This window comes from Pannonibacter indicus (genome assembly GCF_001418225.1).
GTDB lineage: Bacteria > Pseudomonadota > Alphaproteobacteria > Rhizobiales > Stappiaceae > Pannonibacter > Pannonibacter indicus.
Genome location: NZ_LIPT01000006.1, coordinates 175,058 through 196,543, shown reverse-complemented (window position 1 = coordinate 196,543; position 21,486 = coordinate 175,058). Strand labels below are relative to the sequence as shown.

Annotated in this window: 18 protein-coding genes; 13 read left to right on the top strand and 5 right to left on the bottom strand. The window is 64.3% G+C overall.

What is annotated here, in order from left to right; all coding sequences use genetic code 11:
• The first annotated feature begins 80 nt into the window (after nucleotides 1–80).
• A complete protein-coding gene (locus ASC48_RS11380; protein ID WP_055455847.1) occupies nucleotides 81–2,261 on the top strand; it encodes a TRAP transporter permease in 2,181 nt (726 codons plus the stop codon).
• A 110-nt stretch (nucleotides 2,262–2,371) separates the two neighbouring features.
• On the opposite strand, the gene ASC48_RS11375 is transcribed toward ASC48_RS11380, so the two are convergent.
• A complete protein-coding gene (locus ASC48_RS11375) occupies nucleotides 2,372–3,448 on the bottom strand; it encodes an NAD(P)-dependent alcohol dehydrogenase (RefSeq protein WP_055455846.1) in 1,077 nt (358 codons plus the stop codon).
• A gap of 285 nt (nucleotides 3,449–3,733) precedes the next feature.
• On the opposite strand from ASC48_RS11375, the gene ASC48_RS11370 reads away from it, so the two are divergent.
• The 4 genes from ASC48_RS11370 to ASC48_RS11355 all read left to right on the top strand — a co-directional run bounded on the left by ASC48_RS11370 (nucleotide 3,734) and on the right by ASC48_RS11355 (nucleotide 9,616).
• Nucleotides 3,734–3,961, top strand: a complete 228-nt coding sequence (locus tag ASC48_RS11370) for a helix-turn-helix domain-containing protein (protein ID WP_055455845.1) — start codon at nucleotides 3,734–3,736, stop codon at nucleotides 3,959–3,961.
• The gene (locus tag ASC48_RS11365) at nucleotides 3,958–5,667 is read left to right on the top strand and encodes a cation:proton antiporter (protein WP_055455844.1); all 1,710 of its coding nucleotides are present in this window, start codon (nucleotides 3,958–3,960) and stop codon (nucleotides 5,665–5,667) included. The genes ASC48_RS11370 and ASC48_RS11365 overlap by 4 nt, the downstream gene beginning before the upstream one ends.
• A gap of 72 nt (nucleotides 5,668–5,739) precedes the next feature.
• Nucleotides 5,740–8,358: a cation-transporting P-type ATPase gene (locus tag ASC48_RS11360; RefSeq protein ID WP_055455843.1), complete on the top strand. Its 2,619-nt coding sequence runs from the start codon at nucleotides 5,740–5,742 to the stop codon at nucleotides 8,356–8,358.
• Nucleotides 8,359–8,617: 259 nt separating this feature from the next.
• Nucleotides 8,618–9,616, top strand: coding sequence for a L,D-transpeptidase family protein (locus ASC48_RS11355; RefSeq protein WP_055455891.1), 999 nt, complete (start codon nucleotides 8,618–8,620; stop codon nucleotides 9,614–9,616).
• 48 nt (nucleotides 9,617–9,664) lie between these two features.
• On the opposite strand, the gene ASC48_RS11350 is transcribed toward ASC48_RS11355, so the two are convergent.
• Nucleotides 9,665–12,049, bottom strand: a complete 2,385-nt coding sequence (locus ASC48_RS11350) for a hypothetical protein (RefSeq protein WP_055455842.1) — start codon at nucleotides 12,047–12,049, stop codon at nucleotides 9,665–9,667.
• 114 nt (nucleotides 12,050–12,163) lie between these two features.
• On the opposite strand from ASC48_RS11350, the gene ASC48_RS11345 reads away from it, so the two are divergent.
• Nucleotides 12,164–12,634: an Lrp/AsnC family transcriptional regulator gene (locus tag ASC48_RS11345; protein ID WP_055455890.1), complete on the top strand. Its 471-nt coding sequence runs from the start codon at nucleotides 12,164–12,166 to the stop codon at nucleotides 12,632–12,634.
• Between the two features lie 191 nt (nucleotides 12,635–12,825).
• Nucleotides 12,826–13,677, top strand: coding sequence for a formyltetrahydrofolate deformylase (purU, locus tag ASC48_RS11340; RefSeq protein WP_055455841.1), 852 nt, complete (start codon nucleotides 12,826–12,828; stop codon nucleotides 13,675–13,677).
• Between the two features lie 3 nt (nucleotides 13,678–13,680).
• Here the strand turns inward: purU and ASC48_RS11335 are convergent, their stop codons facing one another.
• Nucleotides 13,681–14,481: an alpha/beta hydrolase gene (locus ASC48_RS11335; RefSeq protein ID WP_055455840.1), complete on the bottom strand. Its 801-nt coding sequence runs from the start codon at nucleotides 14,479–14,481 to the stop codon at nucleotides 13,681–13,683.
• 75 nt (nucleotides 14,482–14,556) lie between these two features.
• Here ASC48_RS11335 and ASC48_RS11330 point away from each other — a divergent pair, with 75 nt between their 5' ends.
• The 5 genes from ASC48_RS11330 to ASC48_RS11310 all read left to right on the top strand — a co-directional run bounded on the left by ASC48_RS11330 (nucleotide 14,557) and on the right by ASC48_RS11310 (nucleotide 18,190).
• The gene (locus ASC48_RS11330) at nucleotides 14,557–15,744 is read left to right on the top strand and encodes a glycosyltransferase family 4 protein (RefSeq protein ID WP_082440094.1); all 1,188 of its coding nucleotides are present in this window, start codon (nucleotides 14,557–14,559) and stop codon (nucleotides 15,742–15,744) included.
• A gap of 210 nt (nucleotides 15,745–15,954) precedes the next feature.
• The gene (gene infC / locus ASC48_RS11325; protein ID WP_055455889.1) at nucleotides 15,955–16,497 is read left to right on the top strand and encodes a translation initiation factor IF-3; all 543 of its coding nucleotides are present in this window, start codon (nucleotides 15,955–15,957) and stop codon (nucleotides 16,495–16,497) included.
• Between the two features lie 308 nt (nucleotides 16,498–16,805).
• Nucleotides 16,806–17,003, top strand: coding sequence for a 50S ribosomal protein L35 (gene rpmI / locus ASC48_RS11320; RefSeq protein ID WP_055455838.1), 198 nt, complete (start codon nucleotides 16,806–16,808; stop codon nucleotides 17,001–17,003).
• A gap of 28 nt (nucleotides 17,004–17,031) precedes the next feature.
• Nucleotides 17,032–17,391, top strand: coding sequence for a 50S ribosomal protein L20 (gene rplT / locus ASC48_RS11315; protein WP_019965303.1), 360 nt, complete (start codon nucleotides 17,032–17,034; stop codon nucleotides 17,389–17,391).
• A gap of 463 nt (nucleotides 17,392–17,854) precedes the next feature.
• Nucleotides 17,855–18,190 (top strand): hypothetical protein, encoded by a 336-nt coding sequence (locus tag ASC48_RS11310; protein WP_141658924.1) that lies wholly within the window; start codon nucleotides 17,855–17,857, stop codon nucleotides 18,188–18,190.
• Between the two features lie 90 nt (nucleotides 18,191–18,280).
• Here the strand turns inward: ASC48_RS11310 and ggt are convergent, their stop codons facing one another.
• Complete coding sequence (gene ggt, locus ASC48_RS11305) at nucleotides 18,281–19,858, bottom strand: gamma-glutamyltransferase (protein ID WP_055455837.1); 1,578 nt, start codon at nucleotides 19,856–19,858, stop codon at nucleotides 18,281–18,283.
• A gap of 168 nt (nucleotides 19,859–20,026) precedes the next feature.
• On the opposite strand from ggt, the gene ASC48_RS11300 reads away from it, so the two are divergent.
• Nucleotides 20,027–20,458, top strand: coding sequence for a GlcG/HbpS family heme-binding protein (locus ASC48_RS11300; RefSeq protein WP_055455836.1), 432 nt, complete (start codon nucleotides 20,027–20,029; stop codon nucleotides 20,456–20,458).
• A gap of 334 nt (nucleotides 20,459–20,792) precedes the next feature.
• On the opposite strand, the gene phaR is transcribed toward ASC48_RS11300, so the two are convergent.
• Nucleotides 20,793–21,395, bottom strand: a complete 603-nt coding sequence (phaR, locus tag ASC48_RS11295) for a polyhydroxyalkanoate synthesis repressor PhaR (protein ID WP_055455835.1) — start codon at nucleotides 21,393–21,395, stop codon at nucleotides 20,793–20,795.
• Nucleotides 21,396–21,486: the final 91 nt, after the last annotated feature.

Below are 21,486 nucleotides of genomic sequence, written 5' to 3'. Positions count from 1 at the left end.
TGGCCAAACTCCGGAGGGCGGCAGCTGCCGGCTGCCGCCATTCTTCGTGAATGATCCGGTATCCATTCGGGACGAACACCATGACACAAGCTGACAACGCCTCAGCGCCCAAGGGCAGCGGGCCGATTCTGGCCCAGAATGTCGATGAAGAACCGGTTGCCAGCAACCAGCGCCTGCATGGCAGCTGGATCAACCTGACAATCACGGTTCTCTGCATTGCCTATACGGCCTTTCACATCGGGGTCATGAACCTCTACCCGCTGGAGACCTGGACCTACCGCCTGATCCACGTCTGCGGCGGGCTGCTGCTCGGGTTCCTGATCTATTCCGCCGTGCAGCTGCCGCATACGGCGCCCGCCGAGGCGCGCCGCAATCCGCTCGACTGGCTGTTCATGGCCGTGGGTGCCGGCGGCATCGGTTATGGCTTTGCCATGGTGGCCTATGCCTGGGGCGGCTACTGGCTGGCCGGCATTCCGCGTCCGCCGGCGTTCGTTTTCGCCAATTTCGGCCTGCCGCTTCTGGTTGGCACGCTTGCGGCTCTGGCCGGGGCCTGGTTCCTGCCGAACCGCGACCGTGCCCGCATCGGCTGGGCGGATTATGCCCTCGGCATCGCGTCCATTGCGGTTCTGGGCTACATCCTCTTCAACGTCGGGCCGCTGCGCCTGCGCGCGGGTACCGCCATGGCGCAGCCGGCGGACTATTATGCAGCACTCGTCGGTGTGATCCTCATTCTCGAGGTGACGCGGCGCGTGGCCGGCCTCGCGCTGGTGGTGATCGCCTCGATCTTCATTCTCTATTCCTTTGCAGGCCCCTACCTGCCCGGCTTCCTCAACCACCGTGGTTATGAGCCGACCCGTTTCTTCACCTACATCTTCACCGATCAGGGCATCCTGAGTGATCCGGTGGCGGTGTCCTCCACCTACATCATCCTGTTCATCACCTTCGCCGCCTTCCTGCAGGCCTCCAAAGTGGGCGATTATTTCGTCAACTTCGCCTTTGCAGCAGCAGGCCGCGCCCGTGGCGGACCGGCCAAGGTGGCGGTTCTGGCCTCGGGCCTGATGGGCATGATCAACGGCACATCGGCCGGCAACGTGGTGTCGACCGGCTCGCTCACCATCCCGCTGATGAAGAAGGTCGGATATCCGGCCAAGACCTCGGCTGCCGTCGAAGCGGCTGCCTCGTCCGGCGGGCAGATCATGCCGCCGATCATGGGCGCGGGCGCCTTCATCATGGCCGAAGTGACGGGCATCCCCTACACGGATATCGTCATTGCGGCGATCATCCCCTCGGTGCTCTATTTCGCTTCGGTTTACTTCATGGTCGATCTTCAGGCGACGAAGATGGGTATGAAGGGCCTTCCCAAGGAAGAACTGCCGGTGTTCAAGGAACTGCTGAAGCAGGTCTATCTCTTCATCCCGATCATCATGCTGATCTACACATTGTTTGCCGGCTATTCTGTGATCCGTGCCGGTACGGTGTCGATGATGGCGGCGGCGGTGGTCAGCTGGCTCACGCCGCACCGGATGGGGCCGCGCCTTCTCGCCAAGGCCTTTGATCTGGCGGCGCGCATGTCGATCCAGCTGGTGGCGGTGTGTGCCTGCGCCGGTATCATCGTCGGCGTGATCGCGCTCACCGGTGTTGGTGCCCGCTTCTCCAGCCTGCTGCTTGGCATTGCCGAACAGAACCAGCTTCTGGCGCTGTTCTTTGCCATGTGCATTTCCATCGTGCTGGGCATGGGCATGCCGACGACGGCCGCCTATGCGGTCGCTGCCGCTGTCGTGGCACCGGGCCTCGTCAACCTCGGCATCCCGGTGCTGACGGCGCATTTCTTCGTGTTCTACTTCGCGGTCATGTCCGCCATCACACCGCCGGTGGCGCTTGCCGCCTATGCGGGGGCGGCCTTGTCGGGGTCGGATCCGATGAAGACGTCGGTCGAAAGCTTCAAGATCGGTCTTGCCGCTTTCGTCGTGCCCTTCATGTTCTTCTATTCGCAGGCAATGCTCATGCAGGGCACGTGGATGGAAGTCCTGCATGTCTTCGTCACGGCGAGCGTCGGCATCTACATGCTCTCGGCGTCCGTGCAGGGCTGGTACTTCGGCAAACTCGCTTCTGTCCTGCGCGTGGTGCTGCTGATCGGCGCTCTGTGCATGATCCAGGGCGGCCTGATCTCCGATCTCGCCGGCCTTGCCATCGGCGTGGCGCTGCTTGCCTATCAGAAGCGCTTCGTCACGCCGGGCATGCTCGCCCGCGGCTCGGACTGATCCGGCCGACGGGGCATGTGCCAGCGAACCATGTGAATGAAATTAAGCGGCGCCATCCATCCGGTGGCGCCGCTTCTTTTTTATGCGCCATAGCGCCGGAATGGAGATTTTCAGGGCGTGATGGCGACTTTCAGAACGCCGTCGCGCTGATTGGCGAAGAGGTCATAGGCCGCTTCAATGTCATCCAGCTTGAACCGGTGCGTCACCAGCGAGCTGGTGTCGAGGCGGCCGGAGGCAATGACATCCATCAGCCGGCGCATGCGCTCCTTGCCGCCGGGGCACAGGGATGTGACCAGCTTGTGGTCTCCAAGTCCGGCGAGGAAGGGCCCGAGCGGGATGGTGAGGTCGCTGGAATAGACGCCGAGCGAGGAGAGGGTCCCGCCGGGGCGCAGCACCCGCAGCGCGGCTTCAAAGGTTTCCTGCCGGCCGAGGGCCTCGATGGCGACATCCACGCCGCGCCCATCCGTCAGCCGCATGATTTCGTCCACCGGGTCGCCCTTGCTGAAGTCGACGATGTGGTCCGCGCCCATGCGGCGGGAGATTTCCATGCGGGCAGGGACGGTTTCCACCCCGATGATGGCCGTTGCGCCCATCAGCCGCGCACCCGCCGTGGCGCACAGGCCGATGGGGCCTTGCGCAAACACCGCCACCGTGTCGCCGATCTTGATGGCACCGCTTTCCGCCCCGGAGAAGCCGGTGGACATGATGTCCGGGCACATCAGAACCTGCTCGTCCGTCAGCCCGTCGGGGATGGGCGCCAGATTGACCATTGCGTCGGGCACCAGCAGATATTCGGCCTGAGCGCCATCAATCGTGTTGCCGAAGCGCCAGCCGCCCATGGCCTTGAAGCCATGTTTCGTGCCAGCGCCATCCTGGGACATGCAGCCGCACAGGCAGGCCGCGCTGTGGCCGCTGGGTGTGATCGCGCCGGCAATCACCCGCTGTCCTTCCTGGTAGCCCTTCACGGCGGAGCCCAGCTTCTCGATGATGCCGACCGGCTCATGCCCGATGGTCAGCCCCCGTTCCACCGGGTATTCACCCTTGAGAATATGCACGTCCGTGCCGCAGATCGTCGTGGTGGTGATGCGGATCAGCGCGTCCAGCGGGCCCACATCCGGCACCGGCTTTTCATCAAGAACGATGCGGTTGGGTCCGGCGAAGATCGCTGCCTTCATCATCTGTGCCATGGTGTCCTCCTTCTGCCCCCATGCGGGATGCCGGAACAGGCCTGCCGGGCAGGTCCCGGACGTCTGGCAAGCCATCCTGCTGCCTGGCGGCTTCCCGATCACCTTGGTTGAAACCCTGACGTTTCACGGTGGCGCTTCACATCCCGCACGGGCCGCCTCCCTTGGCTGTTCAGGCCGTCTTCCCGTCATACAAGCACGCATCGGCAGCTGCTGAATTGATCCATCTCAATCAAAAGATGTCAAACGCCGCTATGCTTCACCGAATTGAAGTCAGGGGCAGTCAGGATGCCTTGCGAAACCTATCAGACCGTCCGGGAGGTCGCTGACCGCCTGAAGATTGCCGAAGCCACGGTCCGGCACTGGATCAAGGCCGGAGAACTCAGGGCCATCGATATCGGCAGGGGCTGGCGGATCGCGGATGCGGATCTGGCCGAGTTCCTGCGCCGCCATGAAACCGTGCCAAGGACCTGCGGACCGTCTGAAACGCCGCATGCGGAGGGGCAAAGCGAATGAGTGTTTTCACCGAAGTCTCGATGCTGCTTGTGCTGGCTGCCGCCGTCGGCCTTGCCGGCACGCTGCTGCGCCAGCCGCTGATCGTCAGCTTCATTGCTGTCGGGCTGGTCGCCGGGCCATCGGCACTGGATGCCGTTCACTCCGGGGAGCAGATCAAGCTGCTGTCCGAACTCGGCATTGCGGTTCTCTTATTCCTCGTCGGCATCAAGCTGGATGTGAAGCTGGTCCGGTCCCTTGGCCTTGTTTCGGTCATGACCGGCCTGGGGCAGGTGCTCTTCACCGCCTTCTTCGGCTATCTGATCGGGCTTGCGCTGGGCCTTGGCCATGTCACCAGCCTCTATGTGGCGGTGGCCCTGACGTTCTCCTCCACCATCATCATCGTCAAGCTGCTGTCCGACAAGCGCGAGATCGATGCGTTGCATGGCCAGATCGCTCTTGGTTTCCTCATCGTGCAGGATCTGTTTGTGGTCTTTGCCATGATCGTGCTGTCGGCCATCGGAATCGGGGCTGCCGGAGAAGGCGGGCATGGGGATGGCTCCATCGTCACCATCATGGGTGCGGGGCTTGCCATGGTGGCAGCGGTGGTATTGTTCGTGCGCTATCTTGCCAATCCGCTCACCGCATGGCTGGCCCGGGTGCCGGAGCTGCTGGTGATCTTCGCGCTTGCGCTGGCGGCCATGTTTGCAGCCATCGGCGATCAGATCGGCCTTGGCAAGGAAGTGGGCGGCCTGCTGGCTGGTGTGGCGCTGGCCTCCACCGCCTACCGGGAAACCATTGCAGCCCGGCTCGGGCCGCTGCGCGATTTCCTGCTGCTCTTCTTCTTCATTGCGCTCGGTGCCACGCTGGATCTGTCGCAGCTGGGCAGCCATGTGACCGGGGCCGTGGTGTTTTCCCTGTTCGTGCTCATCGGCAATCCGCTGATCGTTCTGGCGATCATGGGGGCACTCGGCTACCGCAAGCGTACCGGCTTTCTGGCCGGCCTGACGGTGGCGCAGATCAGCGAATTCTCGCTGATCTTCATCGCCATGGGCGTGACGCTGGGTCATGTGCCGGACGAGGCGCTGGGGCTGGTGACCATGGTTGGCCTCGTCACCATCGCCGCCTCGACCTACATGATCACCTATTCCCATCAGCTCTATGCCCTGTGTGAGCCCTGGCTCGGCCTGTTCGAGCGGCGCAATGCCCACCGGGAGGCAGGGGAGGCTGCGCCTCTGCCCAAGGGGCGGTTCCAGATCATTCTCTTCGGCCTCGGGCGCTTCGGCACTGCCATCGGCATGCGGCTGCAGCGGCGGGGCATCCGGGTGCTGGGCATCGATTTCAATCCGCAGGCCGTGCAGCGCTGGAAGGAACTTGGCCTTGCCGCCGAATTCGGGGATGCGACCGATCCGGAATTCGTCGCCGAACTGCCATTGCGTGAGGCGGTCTGGATTGTCTCCACGGTGCCGATCCACCCGGCCGGGATCAGCCATGAGGATGCCCGCCGGACATTGATCCAGCTGACGCGGGCGGCTGGCTTTACCGGGCGCATCGCAGCGGCCTCCCACACCGCTCACGACACAGGCGTCCTGTCCGGTTCGGGCGTCAATCTGGTGCTGGAGCCGTTCCAGGATGCGGCGGACCGGGCAGCAGAGCTGCTGTGCGGTGCCGAGGCGGAGGAGCGCACCGAGATCCCTGAAATTGCCTCGGAAGGCCGTGCCACGGCCTGAGAAAGGATCTGAAAGAGGATCGCGTGGGGGCAGGGCCCTCTGACATCTGATGACGAAGGAGCCAGAAACTGCATGACCCTGACCTCTCCGCATAGCCAGACCGCGCAGGCCTGCCTTGATCAATTGTCCGCAGGCCCCGGGGGGCTGTCCCCGGAAGAGGCGGCCAGCCGCCTGGTGACCTACGGCCCCAACCGTCTGCCGGAAGTTGCCGGGCGCAGCGCGCTTGTCCGGTTTCTCTCCCAGTTCCATAATGTGCTGATCTATGTGCTGCTGGGGGCGGCTGTAGTGACGGCCCTGCTGCAGCACTGGATCGACACCGCCGTCATTCTGGCAGTGGTGGCGGGCAATGCCATGATCGGCTTCCTGCAGGAAGGCAAGGCAGAGGCGGCGATGGCCGCCATCCGCAGCATGCTGGCGCCGCGGACGGCTGTCCTGCGCGGCGGGCAGCGGGTTTCGGTGGATGGCACGGCGCTGGTGCCGGGCGATGTCGTGCTGCTGGAGGCCGGGGACAAGGTGCCTGCGGATCTGCGGCTGCTGCAGGCCCATGGGCTGAGCGCGCAGGAAGCCATCCTGACCGGCGAATCGGTTCCCACGGACAAGAGCGCCGCCCCGGTTGCGGAGAATGCACCGCTGGGGGACCGGCGGTCCATGCTCTGGTCCGGCACGCTGGTGACGCAAGGTTCCGGGCGCGGCCTCGTGGTGGCAACGGGTCCGCATACGGAAATCGGCCGCATCGGCGGGCTTCTATCCGGCGTGGAGACGCTGAAGACGCCGCTCGTGGAGCAGATGGATCACTTTGCCCGCTGGCTCTCGCTGCTGATCGTTCTGGCCGCCGCGATCCTGCTGGCCTGGGGGTATTTCCTCGGCGGCCATCCTTTTGCATCCCTGTTCATGGCGGTTGTCGGCGTGGCTGTGGCCGCCATTCCGGAAGGCCTGCCGGCGGTCACCACCATCACGCTGGCCATCGGCGTCAGGGCCATGGCGCAGCGCCATGCCATCATCCGCCGCCTTCCGGCCATCGAGGCCATCGGCTCGGTCTCGGTGATCTGCACCGACAAGACCGGAACCCTGACCCGCAACGAGATGGCGGTTGTTTGCGTCGAGACGCCGGACGGCGTGTTCGAGGTTAAAGGCGACGGCTATGCCCCCTCCGGAGCGATCCAGCCGCGCGGAGATCTCTCTCAGCTCGCCCGGACGGCCGCGCTTTGCAACGATGCGGCCCTTGCCTGCAAGGCCGGGCACTGGATCGTCGAGGGCGATCCGATGGAAGGGGCGCTGCTTGCGCTGGCGGGCAAGGCTGCGGGCGAGATCAATGCCGAGCGGCTGGATGTCATCCCGTTCGACAGCCGCCACCGCTATATGGCGGTCCTGGCGGAGGCCGGCGGCGAGCGCGTCACCCATGTGAAGGGTGCGCCGGAGCGGGTGCTGCGCATGTGCCACGGGATTGACCTGCCGCACTGGCATGACCGGGCCGAAGCCATGGCAAAACGGGGTCTGCGTGTTCTGGCCCTTGCCATGCGGCACGAGACGGGTCCGGAAATCGACCGGAACAGCCTTGACGGAAGCCTGACGTTCCTGGGCCTGGCCGGGCTGATCGACCCGCCGCGCCCGGAGGCGGTCGAGGCCGTGGCCGAATGCCGGACCGCTGGAATCCGGGTGAAGATGATCACCGGTGACCACGCCGGAACGGCTGCGGCCATCGCCCGGCAGATCGGACTTGAAAATCCGCACCGGGTGCTCACCGGGGCGGATCTCGACAGGCTGGATGACCCTCAGCTTGCCATGGAAGTGGTGGATTGCGATGTCTTCGCCCGCACCAGCCCCGAGCACAAGCTGCGGCTGGTTGCGGCCCTGCAGGCGCGGGGCCTCTCCGTGGCCATGACGGGCGACGGGGTAAATGATGCCCCGGCCCTGAAGCGTGCCGATGCGGGCATTGCCATGGGGCTGAAGGGCTCGGAAGCGGCCAAGGAAGCCGCAGATCTGGTGCTTGCTGACGACAATTTCGCCTCCATCGCCGCCGCTGTGCGCGAAGGGCGCACGGTGTGGGACAATCTGAAAAAGGTGATCAGCTGGACGCTGCCGACCAATGCCGGTCAGGCCCTGCCGATCATTCTGGCGCTGTTTCTCGGCCTTGCCCTGCCGGTCACGGCGGTGCAGGTGCTGTGGATCAATCTGGTCAGCAGCGTGACGCTGGGGCTGGCGCTCGCCTTTGAACCCTCTGAGCCCGGCACGATGGCGCGCCCGCCGCGCCGCCGTGATGAGCCGTTGCTGACGGGGGATCTGGCCTGGCACATCGTGCTGGTCGGCAGCCTTTTCGTCGCAACCGTTTTTGGCATGTTCAACTATGCGCTGGCGCGCGGCTACTCGCTGGAACTGGCGCAGACCATCTCGGTCAACACCGTTGTCGTGCTCGAGATTTTCCACCTCTTCTTCATCCGCAACATCTACGGCACCTCCCTCACATGGGCGGCGGTGAAAGGGACGAAGGTGGTCTGGACGGTGGTTCTGGCGGTCACCGCCGCGCAATTCGCCGCCACCTATCTGCCGCCCTTGCAGATGCTGCTGGGGACTGAGGCGGTGCCTTTCGCCGACGGGCTTCTGATCGTCGCGGCCGGCGTGGTATTCTTCGCCCTGACGGAGATCGAAAAACAGATCCGGCTGGGGTTTAGGGTCAGGCCAGGCAAGGCTTGACCGGCCCTTACAGCGGCGGGTTTGCTGCGCCAGCCCGCGGCTCACCTGAACGTGTTCACATCCTTAACGCACCGGTAATAACTTCGGTTGATGTTGACGCATATCCATGCCACCACCCGCTCCGGGGGGCTCAGGACCGGAAGCTGAAGATACTGCCAGAATGAGTTCGCTGTTCCATCCGCCCGGCACATCCATCCAACCCCAAGGCCGTTCGAGACAGGGGCTGCGGTCCTTGCGCAGGTTCGTCCTTGCGGGCGTCATGGCGCTTGCTCTCGCCGGCTGTGCCGGGCCGGACTACGAAAACCTGTCGCGCAATGCGCCGCGCCTTTCCAGCGCCACGATCTCCGAAATGGCGAAGAAGGACATGAAGCCGGAAAGCCCGGTGCTGGTCCGCATCTTCAAGCAGGAGAGCGAGCTGGAGGTGTGGAAGGTGGACAAGACCGGGCGCTATGCCCTGTTCAAGACCTATCCCATGTGCCGCTGGTCCGGGAAGCTGGGGCCGAAGCGCAAGCAGGGAGACCGTCAGGCGCCCGAGGGCTTTTACCATGTGTCAGCGGGGATGCTGAACCCGCAGTCGCAGTATTACGTCTCCTTCAATCTCGGTTATCCGAACCGGCTGGAATCGGCGCTGGGCTACACGGGGGATGCGCTCATGGTGCATGGCGCCTGCTCGTCTTCCGGCTGCTATGCGATGACCGATCAGGCGGCGGGCGAAATTTACGCCATTGTCGCCAAGGCGCTGGCCTCCGGTCAGGCCGCTTTCCAGGTGCAGGCCTATCCCTTCCGCATGACGGCGGAGAACATGGCTCTGCACCGGTCCGATCCGGAAATGCCGTTCTGGCGGACGCTCAAGGAAGGCTACGACAGTTTCGAACTGACGAAGCAGCAGCCGAAGGTGGCAGCCTGCGGCAGGCGCTATGTCTTCAACACCGAGTTCAAGGACGGCACGCCACGTAATCCGCTGGCGCCGTGCCCGGAGGTGGCCGTTCCGCCGGAACCGGAACTGGTGGCCCAGCTGGAAGCGGAAAAGCTGAAGGTGGACAAGGCGATTGCCTCAAGCCGCGGAAACCATGTGGTGTCCTATGTGGACGGCGGCATGCACCCGAGCTTCCGTGCGCTGCTGCGCCGTGACGGGCCGGAACAGCTGGCCGCCCGCACCTCGAACCGCGCCTATCCGGTCAGCCGCCCGGAAGCTGCGCTGGCCGACCCCTTCAAGATGCTTGTGGAGCCGGAGGACCGGCATGCGGGCAAGGACTGAGCGCAATCCGAATGTATGAACGGGGAGCCTTGGCTCCCCGTTGTTGTTTTATGCTGGAACCTGCCGCAGCTGGCGGCCGGCGGTGAGGCTGGAGACGGCGGCAACGATCGAGGCCGTGTCGATGCCGAAGTGGCGGTAGAGATCGCCGATGGTGCCGGTCTGGCCGAAATGCTCCACCCCGAGTGCCAGCGACTGATGACCACAGACACTGCCAAGCCAGGAGAGCGTGGCCGGGTGGCCGTCGATCACAGTCACCAGCTTACAATGGCGCGGCAGGTTCCACAGCAGGCGTTCTGCATGGCTTGCCGGGCCGAAGGGCGGCAGTCCGCCCTTGCGGCGCAGACGCTGGGCCGCCGTCCAGCCCGCATGCAGGCGCCCGGCGGATGTAACGGCCAGCACGGCCACATCGCGGCGGCCTTCGCCGATATAGCCGGCAGCGGCAATGGCTTCCGGCGCCACGGCGCCCTGATAGGCAATCACCACCTCGCAGTTCGGCCCCGGCGGGCGCAGCCAGTAGGCGCCGTTGATCACATCGCCGGCAAAGGCCTCACCTGCCGGAAGCGTGGCCTGTTCGATGGGCCGGGTCGTCAGGCGCAGATAGACCGCGCCGCCCTTGGCATCCGGGAGCAGGTTCAACGGATCGGGTGTGGCCTCTCCCTCGCGTTGCATGTAGTCGAAGGCCCAGCCCATGATCAGCGCCAGCTCGGCGGCAAAGGCGGGCTCGAAGGCGGCCAGCCCGTCCTGCGACATGCCGATGAGCGGTGTGTTGATCGACTGATGCGCGCCGCCTTCGGGGGCAAGCGTTATGCCCGAAGGCGTTCCGGCGATGAGGAAGCGGGCATCCTGATAGCAGGCATAGTTGAGGGCATCGAGGCCACGGCAGACGAAGGGATCATAGACCGTGCCGACCGGCAGCAGCCGCTTGCCGAAGAGGGGGGATGAAAGCCCCGCCGCTGCAAGCTGCAGGAAGAGGTTCATCTCCGCAATGCCCAGCTCGATGTGCTGGCCTTCCGGGGCGAAGTCCCACTTGGCGGTGGAAGGAATGTTCTGGGCGCGGAAGAGATCGGCTCTGGCGTTCCGGGCCCAGAGCTTGCGCCGGTTGACCCAGGGGCCGAGGCCGGTGGTGCCGGTGACATCGGGGGAGAGGGTGACGATACGCTCCGCCAGTTCGCTCTTCTGGCGGCCGATATCATCCAGAATGCGGCTGAAGGCCATCTGGGTGGAGGTCTCGCGTTCGCCCGAAGGGGCGGGCAAGGCAGGGACGCTGACCCTGTCACTGCTGTGACGGCGGCGGCCTGCGGCGAAGAAGGGCACGGATTTCAGGAAGGCCTGCAGTCCGGCCCGGTCCTTCACACCTGCGAAAGGCTCCCATTCCTGCCCTTCCGGCACGCCCATATGGGCCTGCCAGTCCTGCATCTGCGCCTTGGTCATCAGGCCGCCATGGTTGTCCTTGTGCCCGGCAATCGGCGTGCCCCAGCCCTTCACCGTATAGGCGAGGAAGCAGACCGGCCGGTCATGGGTGATGCCGGCGAAGGTCTGCGCCATGGTTTCCACGCAGTTGCCGCCGAGATTTTCCATCAGCGCGGCGAGTTCTGCGTCGCTGCGCCGGGCGATCAGGGCGGAAACATCGCCCTGATCGCCCAGATCATCCATCAGCCGCTGGCGCCAGACGGCGCCGCCGCTGAAGGTGAGGGCGGAGTAAAGCTGGTTCGGGCAGGCGTCGATCCAGGCGCGCAGGCGCTCACCGCCCGGCTCGGCAAAGGCGGCGCGCTGCAGCACGCCATATTTCACCTTCACCACATCCCAGCCGAAGGCTTCGAAGATCTTTTCGATGCGGGCCCACAGGCCCTCATGCACCACGCCATCGAGGGACTGGCGGTTATAGTCGATGATCCACCAGACATTGCGCAGGTCGTGCTTCCAGCCTTCCTGCAGGCACTCATGCACATTGCCTTCGTCCACCTCCGCATCGCCCATCAGCGCGATCATGCGGCCCTGGCGCAGATCCTTGCCCCAGGGCTTGCCGGAGATGTAGTCCTGCACGATGGAGGCAAAGGAGGTGATGGCAACGCCAAGGCCGACGGAGCCGGTGGAGAAATCCACGTCATCCACGTCCTTGGTACGGCTCGGATAGCTCTGCACCCCGCCATAACCGCGGAAATTCTCCAGCTTCTCGCGGGCGATGTTGCCCATCAGGTAATGCATCGCATGGAACACCGGCCCCGCATGGGGCTTCACCGCCACTCTGTCTTCCGGCCGCAGGGCCGAGAAATAGAGCGCCGTCATGATCGACACCATCGAGGCGGATGAAGCCTGATGGCCACCAATCTTGATGCCGTCCGCCTTGGGCCGCAGATGGTTGGCGTTGTGGATCATCCAGTGCGACAGCCAGAGCAGGCGCTGCTCGATGGTCTTGAGATGCTGATGGGACATGGTTGTTCTCTCCTTCCGGCATCCCATCATGGGATGAAGTGGCGGAGTGTGTCCTTGCTATTTCCGCCTTTCAGGCGCAGTGTTTTGCTGGTTTTCTCCAATTTTGGAGTTCTGGTGGTGGAAACAGCCAGGATTGATGAATTTGATGTCCGTATCCTGCGGGAGTTGGGCGCCAATGGCCGCCTGAGCGTGCAGGATCTAAGCGAGCGCGTGGGCCTGAGTCCGACGCCGGTGGCAAGGCGCGTGCGCCAGCTTGAGGCGGAAGGCATCATTACCGGCTATGCCGCCCTCATCGACGAGGCCGCGCTGGGGTTTTCCGTTTCCGTCTTCGTGTCGGTGAAGCTCGACCGGCAGGTGGATCAGGCACTGGCCCAGTTCGAGGAGGCAGTGCGCGCCTTTCCCGAAGTGGTGGACTGCTGGCTGATGACGGGCAACCGGGACTATCTGCTGCGGGTGGTGACGGATGGTCTGGCGGGGTTCGAGGCGTTTCTGACCGGCCGGCTGACAAAGCTTGCCTGCGTTTCCAGCATCGAAAGCTCAATCCCTCTGCGCCGTGTCAAGTCCGGCATCAGCCGCACGCCGTGAGGCTTTGCCTTTCACCGTCTGCTGCATGGCGTTTTCCGTGCCGCCTGGTGACGGAAACGGACCAGTGCGGAGGCGCAATTGGCCGAAGCTGAGATGATCTCAAGCGGGTGGACAGAAAAGCGCACTGCACTTTCCGCCGAATTGATTTACAAGGCTCGCCCACTGACTGGAAAACAAGATTGGTCCTCAAAATGAAGTCTTTTGTCCTGACCTTGTCCTGCGAAGACCGTCCGGGAATCGTGGCGGCCATCACCACCGAGCTGGCCGATCTTGGCGCCAACATTGCCGAGAGCGATCAGTTCTGGGACCGGGTGACCAACCGCTTCTTCATGCGGATCGAATTCATCGTGCCGGATGAAACCAGCCGGGACGCGATTGCCAATGCCATCTCGCCCGTGGTGAACCGCTTCGACCTGAAGACCGAACTTACCGACATGTCGCGCCGCAAGAAGATGATCATCATGGTGTCGAAGTTCGACCATGCGCTGCTGCATCTTCTCTATCAGATCCGCGTCGGCTGGATGGATGCGGAGGTCGCCGCCATTGTCTCCAACCACGAGGACAGCGCCCGCACCGCTACCCACGAGGGCATTCCGTTCCACTACTGGCCGGTGACCAAGGCCAACAAGGCTGAGCAGGAAGACAAGCTGCTGGCACTGGTGAAGGAGACCGGTGCAGATCTGGTGGTGCTGGCCCGCTACATGCAGATCCTGTCCGACACCCTGTCCAAGCGGCTGTTCGGCAAGGTGATCAACATCCACCACTCGTTCCTGCCAAGCTTCAAGGGGGCGCGGCCCTATCATCAGGCGCATGAGCGCGGCGTGAAGATGATCGGTGCGACAGCTCACTACGTAACGGCGGATCTCGACGAAGGCCCGATCATCGAGCAGGACGCGGAGCGGGTGAACCACTCGTTGTCGGCCAATGATTTCGCGGCCCGCGGCCGCGACATCGAGGCGCGGGTGCTGGCCCGTGCCGTGAAGTATCACCTGGAAAACCGGGTGATCATCGTTGGCAACAAGACCATCGTCTTCAACCGCTGAGGTTCAGGCCTTCAGGCCCGAAAGCCGGTCCACCGCCTGCAGGAGCAAGTCCACATCCTGCTGGCGGGACAGGCGGTGATCGCCATCAGGGATCAGCGTGAAGGTGACATCATCTTCCGCCAGAGCCTCCACCAGCCGGCTTGCATGCTGCCAGGGCACGTCCGGGTCCTCGCGCCCCTGCAGGATGGTGACCGGGCAGCCCGTGGCGAGGCGCTTGTCCAGAAGCAGGTGATTGCGGCCATCCTCGATCAGCTGGCGGGTGATGGCATAAGGCCCGTCCCCATAGGCGGAGGGGCGCTCGATCCGGCCCTCGCGCATCAGCTGCTCCCGGCCTTGCTCGTCCAGCCGCTTCTTCCAGATGAGTTCCTCGGTGAAGTCCGTGGCCGGAGCAATGAGCACGAGGCCGCGAATGCGGCTCGGCTGCCCGGCGGCCAGTGCGGCTTTGCGATGCTCCTGCGTCAGCCGCAGCGCCAGCCAGCCGCCCATGGACGAGCCGATGAGGACCTGCGGGCCGCTGGTGCAGCGGTCAAACACGGCCTGCGCCTCTTCCAGCCAGCGCGAGATGGTGCCGTCTTCGAAAGCGCCGCCCGACAGGCCGTGGCCGGAGTAATCCATGCGCGTCACTGCTTGCCCGCGCGCCGTCGCATGGGCCGCCAGTGCCTCGGCCTTGGAGCCGTTCATGTGGGACTTGAAGCCGGAGAGCCAGAACAGGCCGGGCTGCCTGCCCGGTTCCGTCTTCACCGCGATCTGCCGTTCATCCGCGCCATGGCCGAGGGTGAGGAATTGAAGGCCGTCCTGATCCAATGTAAGGCTCCGCTGTAACAGTCCTGCTGCGGGCCGGTGTGGCACAGGCGGGCGGCAAATTGAAGGGCCCTGCCTGTGAAGAGCGACACCACCACCCGCCCGGCCGTGCTTCAGGTCATCCCGGATCTTAACACCGGCGGGGCCGAGCGCACCACGGTGGATGTGGCTGCGGCGCTGGTGGCCAAGGGCTGGCGGGCGGTTGTCGTCAGCGAAGGCGGGCGGCTGGTGCCGGAGCTGGAAGCCCTTGGCGCCAAGCACATCATCCTGCCGGTGAAATCCAAGAACCCGCTGACGATCCTTGCCAATGCACGGCGGCTGAAGCAGGTGGCGCATGCGGAGAGTATTTCGCTCATCCATGCCCGCAGCCGTGCACCCGCCTGGTCGGCGCTGATGGCGGCGCGCGGGCTCGGGCTTCCTTTCGTCACCACCTATCACGGCATCTACAAGCAGAAGGGCGCGCTGAAGTCCTGGTATAATTCCGTGATGGCGCGGGGCGACTGTGTCATCGCCAATTCCCGCTACACGGCAGATCTCATTGCTGCCCGTCATGAATTTGCCCGCGGCAAGATTACGGTCATCTACCGGGGCTCGGACATCGCCGCGCTGGCGCCCGAGGCGGTGACGGCGGAGCGGCGTGTGGCGCTGATGGAGGCCTGGGGCGTGGACGGGTCCCGGCCCATTCTGTTGCAGCTGGCCCGGCTGACCGGCTGGAAGGGGCAGAAGGTGCTGATTGCCGCCCTGGCGGAGCTGAAGGCGCAGGGCGCGGCGCTGCCGCTCGCCATCGTTGCCGGGGATGATCAGGGCCGCAGCGGCTATCTGGCCGAACTGAAGGCGCAGATTGCCGCTGCCGGTCTGGAAGGCGACGTGCGGCTGGTGGGGCACTGTGCCGATGTGCCCGCCGCACTTTCCCTCTCCTCCCTCTCCGTGGTGGCGTCGATTGAGCCTGAAGCCTTCGGCCGGGCGGCGGTGGAGGCGCAGGCGGCCCGCGTGCCGGTGATCGTGTCGGATCTGGGCGCCGTGCCGGAGACGGTGCTGGCCCCGCCGGAAGTGCCGGAAGACGCGCGCACCGGCTGGCGTGTGCCGCCGGGGGATGCCGCCGCGCTGGCCGGTGCCATTGCCGGCATTCTGACGCTTTCCCCTGATGCAAGGGCGGCGCTGGTGGAGCGGGCGCAGGGGCATGTGGCACGGCATTTCACGGTGGAAGCCATGTGCGCTTCCACGCTTGAAGCTTATGCCGGGCTGCTTGGCCGCAGGGCAGAATGATCGCCGGCTTGCAAGAAAGGTTGACTTTCTCTGCGCTTCGGCCAATGCTTTGTCCGTTCCTGCCACACTGGATGTGGCCGCGGCCCCGGCGTAAGCGTGCGGGGCTGAAGTGCATTGGAGTGGTGCTCTGTTCCCGTTCTGGAATGGTGCTCTGTGCCCTTGCGGGAACTGCCACATGACCGTGCTGCAACGATAGAGGAGATAGCGACCATTCGCCGTCCGTTCCGCGCCCCGCCTCCCACGAAGGATGGCCCGCGCACCAATGAAGAAATTCGCGTTCGCGAAGTCCAGCTGATTGATCACGAAGGCCAGAACCGCGGCATTGTCCCGACCGGTGAAGCTCTCGAAATCGCGATGGAGGCCGGTCTCGATCTGGTCGAGATTCAGCCGAATGCGCAGCCGCCCGTATGCAAGATCCTTGACTACGGCCGGTTCAAGTATCAGGCGCAGAAGAAAGCAGCTGAAACGCGCAAGAAGCAGAAGACCGTCGAGATCAAGGAGATCAAGATGCGTCCGAACATCGACACTCATGACTATGAAGTGAAGATGAAGGCGATGATGCGTTTCTTCTCTGAAGGCGACAAGGTGAAGGTCACGCTCCGGTTCCGGGGCCGTGAAATGGCTCACCAGGATCTTGGCATGAAGCTGCTGATGCAGGTGCGCGACGAGACGGCGGAAATCGCCAAGGTCGAGTCCGCGCCCCGCCTCGAAGGCCGCCAGATGGTGATGGTTCTGTCGCCGATCCAGCGCTGAGCCTTTTCCGGAAAAAGATTCGTGCGGCGGCTGCGGAGCAATCCGTGGCCGCCCTGCTTTTGTGATGCAGGTGATCCTGTGCCCGCATGAATCCGGTTGCAAAGGCGGCTGGCTGTCCCTATAAGCCTCCGGTCCAGAGTCGTCCGGCTCTCCGTGGACCAGTTGTCTGTTGCCGTTTTCTGACCTGTTTTCCTGAAACAAATCAGACTGCGCAGGCGGGTCCCAAGAGAACCAGGGCATGCCGTGGCGGCTTCTCGATGCACCAACAAACGAGCGGGCTTTGGCCCGCGCCAATGAAAGGATGCAAAATGCCCAAGCTGAAGACCAAGTCTGGAGCCAAGAAGCGCTTCAAGCTGACCGCGACCGGTAAGGTCAAGACCGGTCAGGCCGGCAAGCGTCATGGCATGATCAAGCGCACGGCCAAGTTCGTCCGCAACGCACGTGGCACCACCACGCTGTCGCCGCAGGACGCCAAGATCGTGAAGCAGTACATGCCGAACGCCTAACGCCACCTGACAATCAAGGAGACTACCAATGGCGCGTGTCAAGCGGGGCGTAACGGCCCATGCCCGTCATAAGAAGGTTATCAAGGCAGCCAAGGGTTACTATGGCCGCCGCAAGAATACCATCCGCGTGGCCAAGCAGGCCGTCGAAAAGGCAGCACAATATGCCTACCGCGACCGCAAGGTCAGGAAGAGGAACTTCCGCTCGCTCTGGATCCAGCGCATCAACGCTGCCACCCGTGAGCTGGGCCTGACCTACGGCCGCTTCATCGATGGCCTCAACAAGGCTGGCATCGAAGTCGACCGCAAGGTCCTTTCCGATCTCGCCATCCATCAGCCGGAAGCCTTCAAGGCTCTGGTCGAGAAGGCTCAGGGTGCTCTGGCTGCCTAAGCAGTCTGGCCCTCGCGGCGTGATCGCATGATCGCAAGGCGCTCCCGGAAACGGGGGCGCCTTTTTCTTTTTGGAGTGGATTGATGCATGAACCCCTCCATCGCCATCCCGTCCCATTTCACGTCCCCATTTCTGTGCCAAAGCGGGGCCGGGTGCCGGGACGGGACAGGCTGGCGGACCGGAGGCATGGACCTGACCTGCGCACTATGCCCGCCCCGGGGCGCCAGTACGGCGCAAAGGGCCGCCGGAAGCGGGTGGCGGGGCGGGAAGATTCGGACGGAATCTCAGTGTCTTGAGCGCTTCAGGTCTTCCTGTGGCCTGTGGCGTTAACCATTAAATGAAATTTCTCAATAAATTCAATGTTAAAAAGTTAACGCGATCCGGCCTGCTGGCACATGCCTTGCGACTTTCAGGACAAGCCCCGTGAGGGCGTCCCGAAGTGAAACAGGCAGAGGCAGATCCGTTGCGTATCGATCCTATCCGAGCCCAAGAGCGTGCCGCCGCCCGCCGCAGTGCCAGAGCGAGAGCCAAGGCCGAAGCTGCCACCGCCGCGCAGGCCGAAGAGCTGCGCCGCACGCCGCCCTCCGTTCCCGTGCCCATGGTGCTGCGCACCGAGGAGCGCACCGCCAGCTTCACCATGTACCGGCCCGATGCGGCGTTTCTGGCTCAGCTCATCGCCATGCGTGATGCCGGTACGCTGAATGATGATGCGGGGAGCGATGCGGCGGTGAGTTACCGGCGCACGGCCGCCAGCCCGCGCCGCCGGCCGGCCGGTTTCGTGGTGTCAGCCAGTTTCTGAAGACAGGTATCAGTGCTGATACGAGGTCCCCGGGTGGGGACTTCAGGAGGGGGCGGTTTCGGGGGGAGCCGCCCTCTCGCCTTTTCGGGGTCAGTATCCCGCCGCGTGGCCATCCTTGCGCGGGTCGGAACCGCCGATGAACAGGCCGCGCTTGCGGTCGATGCGGATGGCCTGCGAGCCGCCAATCGGTGCAGGTGCCTGCTTCACGATGTGGCCCCTGGCGCGCAGCACGTCGAGGCTTTCTGCCGGAATGCCGCTCTCGGCCTGCAGGAAGCTGAAACCGTCATCCATGAAGATGCGCGGGAAGTCGATCGCCTGCTGCACGTCCATGCCATAGTCGATCATGTTGGTCAGCACATGGGTGTGGCCGCAGGCCTGATACTGGCCGCCCATGACGCCGAAGGACATCCACGGCGCACCATCCTTCAGCACGAAGGCGGGAATGATTGTGTGCATGGGCCGCTTGCCGCCCTCGATGGTGTTGGGATGGCCCGGCGCCACCTTGAAGCTGGCCCCCCGGTTGTGCAGCAGCACGCCGGAGTTGGGCGCCAGAATGCCCGATCCGAAGCTGTGGAAGATGGAATTGATGAAGGACACCGTCAGCCCGCTGCTGTCGGCGACGGTCAGATAGACGGTATCCGTCTGCGGCGGGGCGCTGGGCAGGGGCAGGTCCTGCGTGCGTGCAGCAGGGTTGAGAAGCGGGGCAAGTCTTTCGATCATGTCATCGGCGAAGAGGGACATGTGGCAGGCATCCATATGTCCCGGATCGGCGACGAACCGGTCGCGCATGGCATAGGAGATGCGGGCCGCCTCCATTTCCAGATGCAGCCGCTCGCCGCCCAGCGGATCGAGGCTGGAAAGGTCGTAGCGTTCCAGCAGGCCCAGCATGATCAGCGCAACAATGCCCTGGCCGTTGGGCGGCAGCTCGGCCACCGTGTAGCCGCGGTAGTCTCGGGTGACGGGGGCAACGGCGGTGGTGTGGCAGGCGGCCAGATCCTCCAGCGTCATATAGCTGCCGCGCGCCTTCAGCGTTGCAACGATGTCCTCGGCTACCGGGCCGGTGTAGAAGGCATCCGCGCCCCCGCTGGCGATGGCGGCCAGCGTGTCGGCCAGCGCCGGGAACCGCATGATATCGCCCGCTTCCGGCGCCCTGCCGCCGGGCAGGTAGGTCTTGGCCGCTGCTTCATCGGCCGAAAGCTTGGCGATGGAGGCCGGCCAGTCGAGCGCGACGCGCGGCGCCACGGCAAAGCCGTCGCGGGCATAGGCAATGGCGCGCTTGAACAGGGTTGCGAAGGAGCGGGTGCCGTGGGCCTTCAGCAGGGTCTCCCAGGCGCGCACCGCGCCGGGCACCGTCACCGCGTGGGCGCTTTCGAGGGGGATGCTGGCCAGTCCCGCATCGCGCAAGGCTGCGGAGGAAACGCCGCTTGGTGCTGCGCCCGAACCGTTGAAGCCCGCCATGCGGCCATCGGCTTCCGTCACGATGGCAAAGCAATCGCCGCCGATGCCGGTCATATGCGGCTCGACCACGCATTGCACGGCGACGGCGGCAATGGCCGCGTCCACCGCGTTGCCGCCATCCTGCAGCACCTCCAGGGCGGCGGCCGTCGCCAGCGGGTGGGAGGTGGCGGCAAGGCCGTTGGTGGCATAGACCGGCGAGCGGCCGGGCATTTCAAAGTTTCGCGCCAAGATCGTGTTCTCCCTCGCCCATTGTTTCCCTCCCGGCGCAGATCTTTACCCGCTGCTGCCGCTGTGTCCCGTCCGTAAGATCTGGTAGCCAGATGGAAGGGCAGGGCGATGAGGCCCTGCATGGAGCAAGTCTAGAGGAGAAGCCGGGCCATGAGCAAACTGACACTTTCATCCGCACAGACAATCATCTCTGCCGCTCTGGCAAAAGCGGGGAGCCTGAAGCTGAAGCCTCTGACCGTGGCGGTGATCGATGCCGGCGGGCATCTGGTCGCCATGGTCCGGCAGGACAATTCCTCGATCCTGCGGCCGCAGATTGCCTTCGGCAAGGCTTACGGTGCTGTCGGGGTTGGGGCTGGGTCGCGCTGGCTCAACACGGCCGCTGCCGAGCGGCCGCATTTCGTCCAGGCGCTCAATGGCATTTCGGGCGGTGCCATCGTGCCGGTGCCCGGCGGCGTGCTGATCCGCGATGGGGCAGGGGAGATTCTTGGCGCCGTGGGCATCTCCGGCGATACCTCGGACAATGACGAGGCCTGCGCCGTGGCGGGCATTGAAGCCGCCGGTTTCAAGCCGGACTGCGGCTGAGGGGCCGGCTCTTACAATCGGACGTAAGGGGCACATTCTTCTTTTGCCGCAGAGCCCCTCTCCCCCTTGAGGGGGAGATGTCTGCGCCAGCAGACAGAGGGGGGTATCAGCGTCTCAACAGGGTTCTGCCTCTCGCATAAATGGACAGTCCGTCACCCCCTCTGCCCCCTGCCGGGGGCATCTCCCCCTCAAGGGGGAGAGGAGTTGGTGCCTGGCTGGCAGCCCGGTTCAAACACTGCCGTCTGAGAGGCGCCCGCGGCCCTTGCCGTCTCACGTCCAGGGTATTTCGCGGACGTGAGCGCGGTCTGGTGAGACGGCGCGCCGGGAGGCTGCCTCAGTCCTTGCTGCCGCTGATGGCGTCGAGCTTTTTCTGCATGGCGGCCAGTTGCTTCTTCATGTCGTCCAGATCCGATCCGGCGGAGGCGGCCGGTTTTTCCGGTGCGGCGGCAGGGGCTGCGGCCGTGCCGGGGGCGGCGGCGCCGGGCAGCGAGAAGGGCATGAACATCTTCATCGCCCGCTCGAACATTTCGGTGTTGCGCTTGACCTGCTCTTCCATTGCCTCGAAAGCACTGGCGCCGAAGGCTTCGCTCATCTGAGCCCGCAGCTTCTCCTGCTCCTTGGTGAGCGAGGAGATCGAGAACTCCAGAAAGCTCGGCACCAGACCCTGCATGCTGTCGCCGTAGAAGCGGATCAGCTGGCGCAGGAATGTGATCGGCAGCAGGTTTTGCCCGCCCTTGCCTTCCTGTTCGAAAATGATCTGGGTCAGGACGGAGCGGGTGATGTCCTCGCCGGTCTTGGCGTCGAAAACGACGAAATCCTCTTCGCCTTTGACCATCACCGCCAGATCCTCCAGCGTCACATAGGTGCTGGTGCCGGTGTTGTAGAGGCGGCGGTTGGCGTATTTCTTGATGATCGTGGGCTCGCTGGTCTTGGCCATCTTTTCTTTCGCTCCCGGTTGCCTGTCCTGCCTGCCCGGGTTTGCGGGGCAGGTGGCGGCAAGTTCCTCTTTTGCTGCAACATCTTCCCCG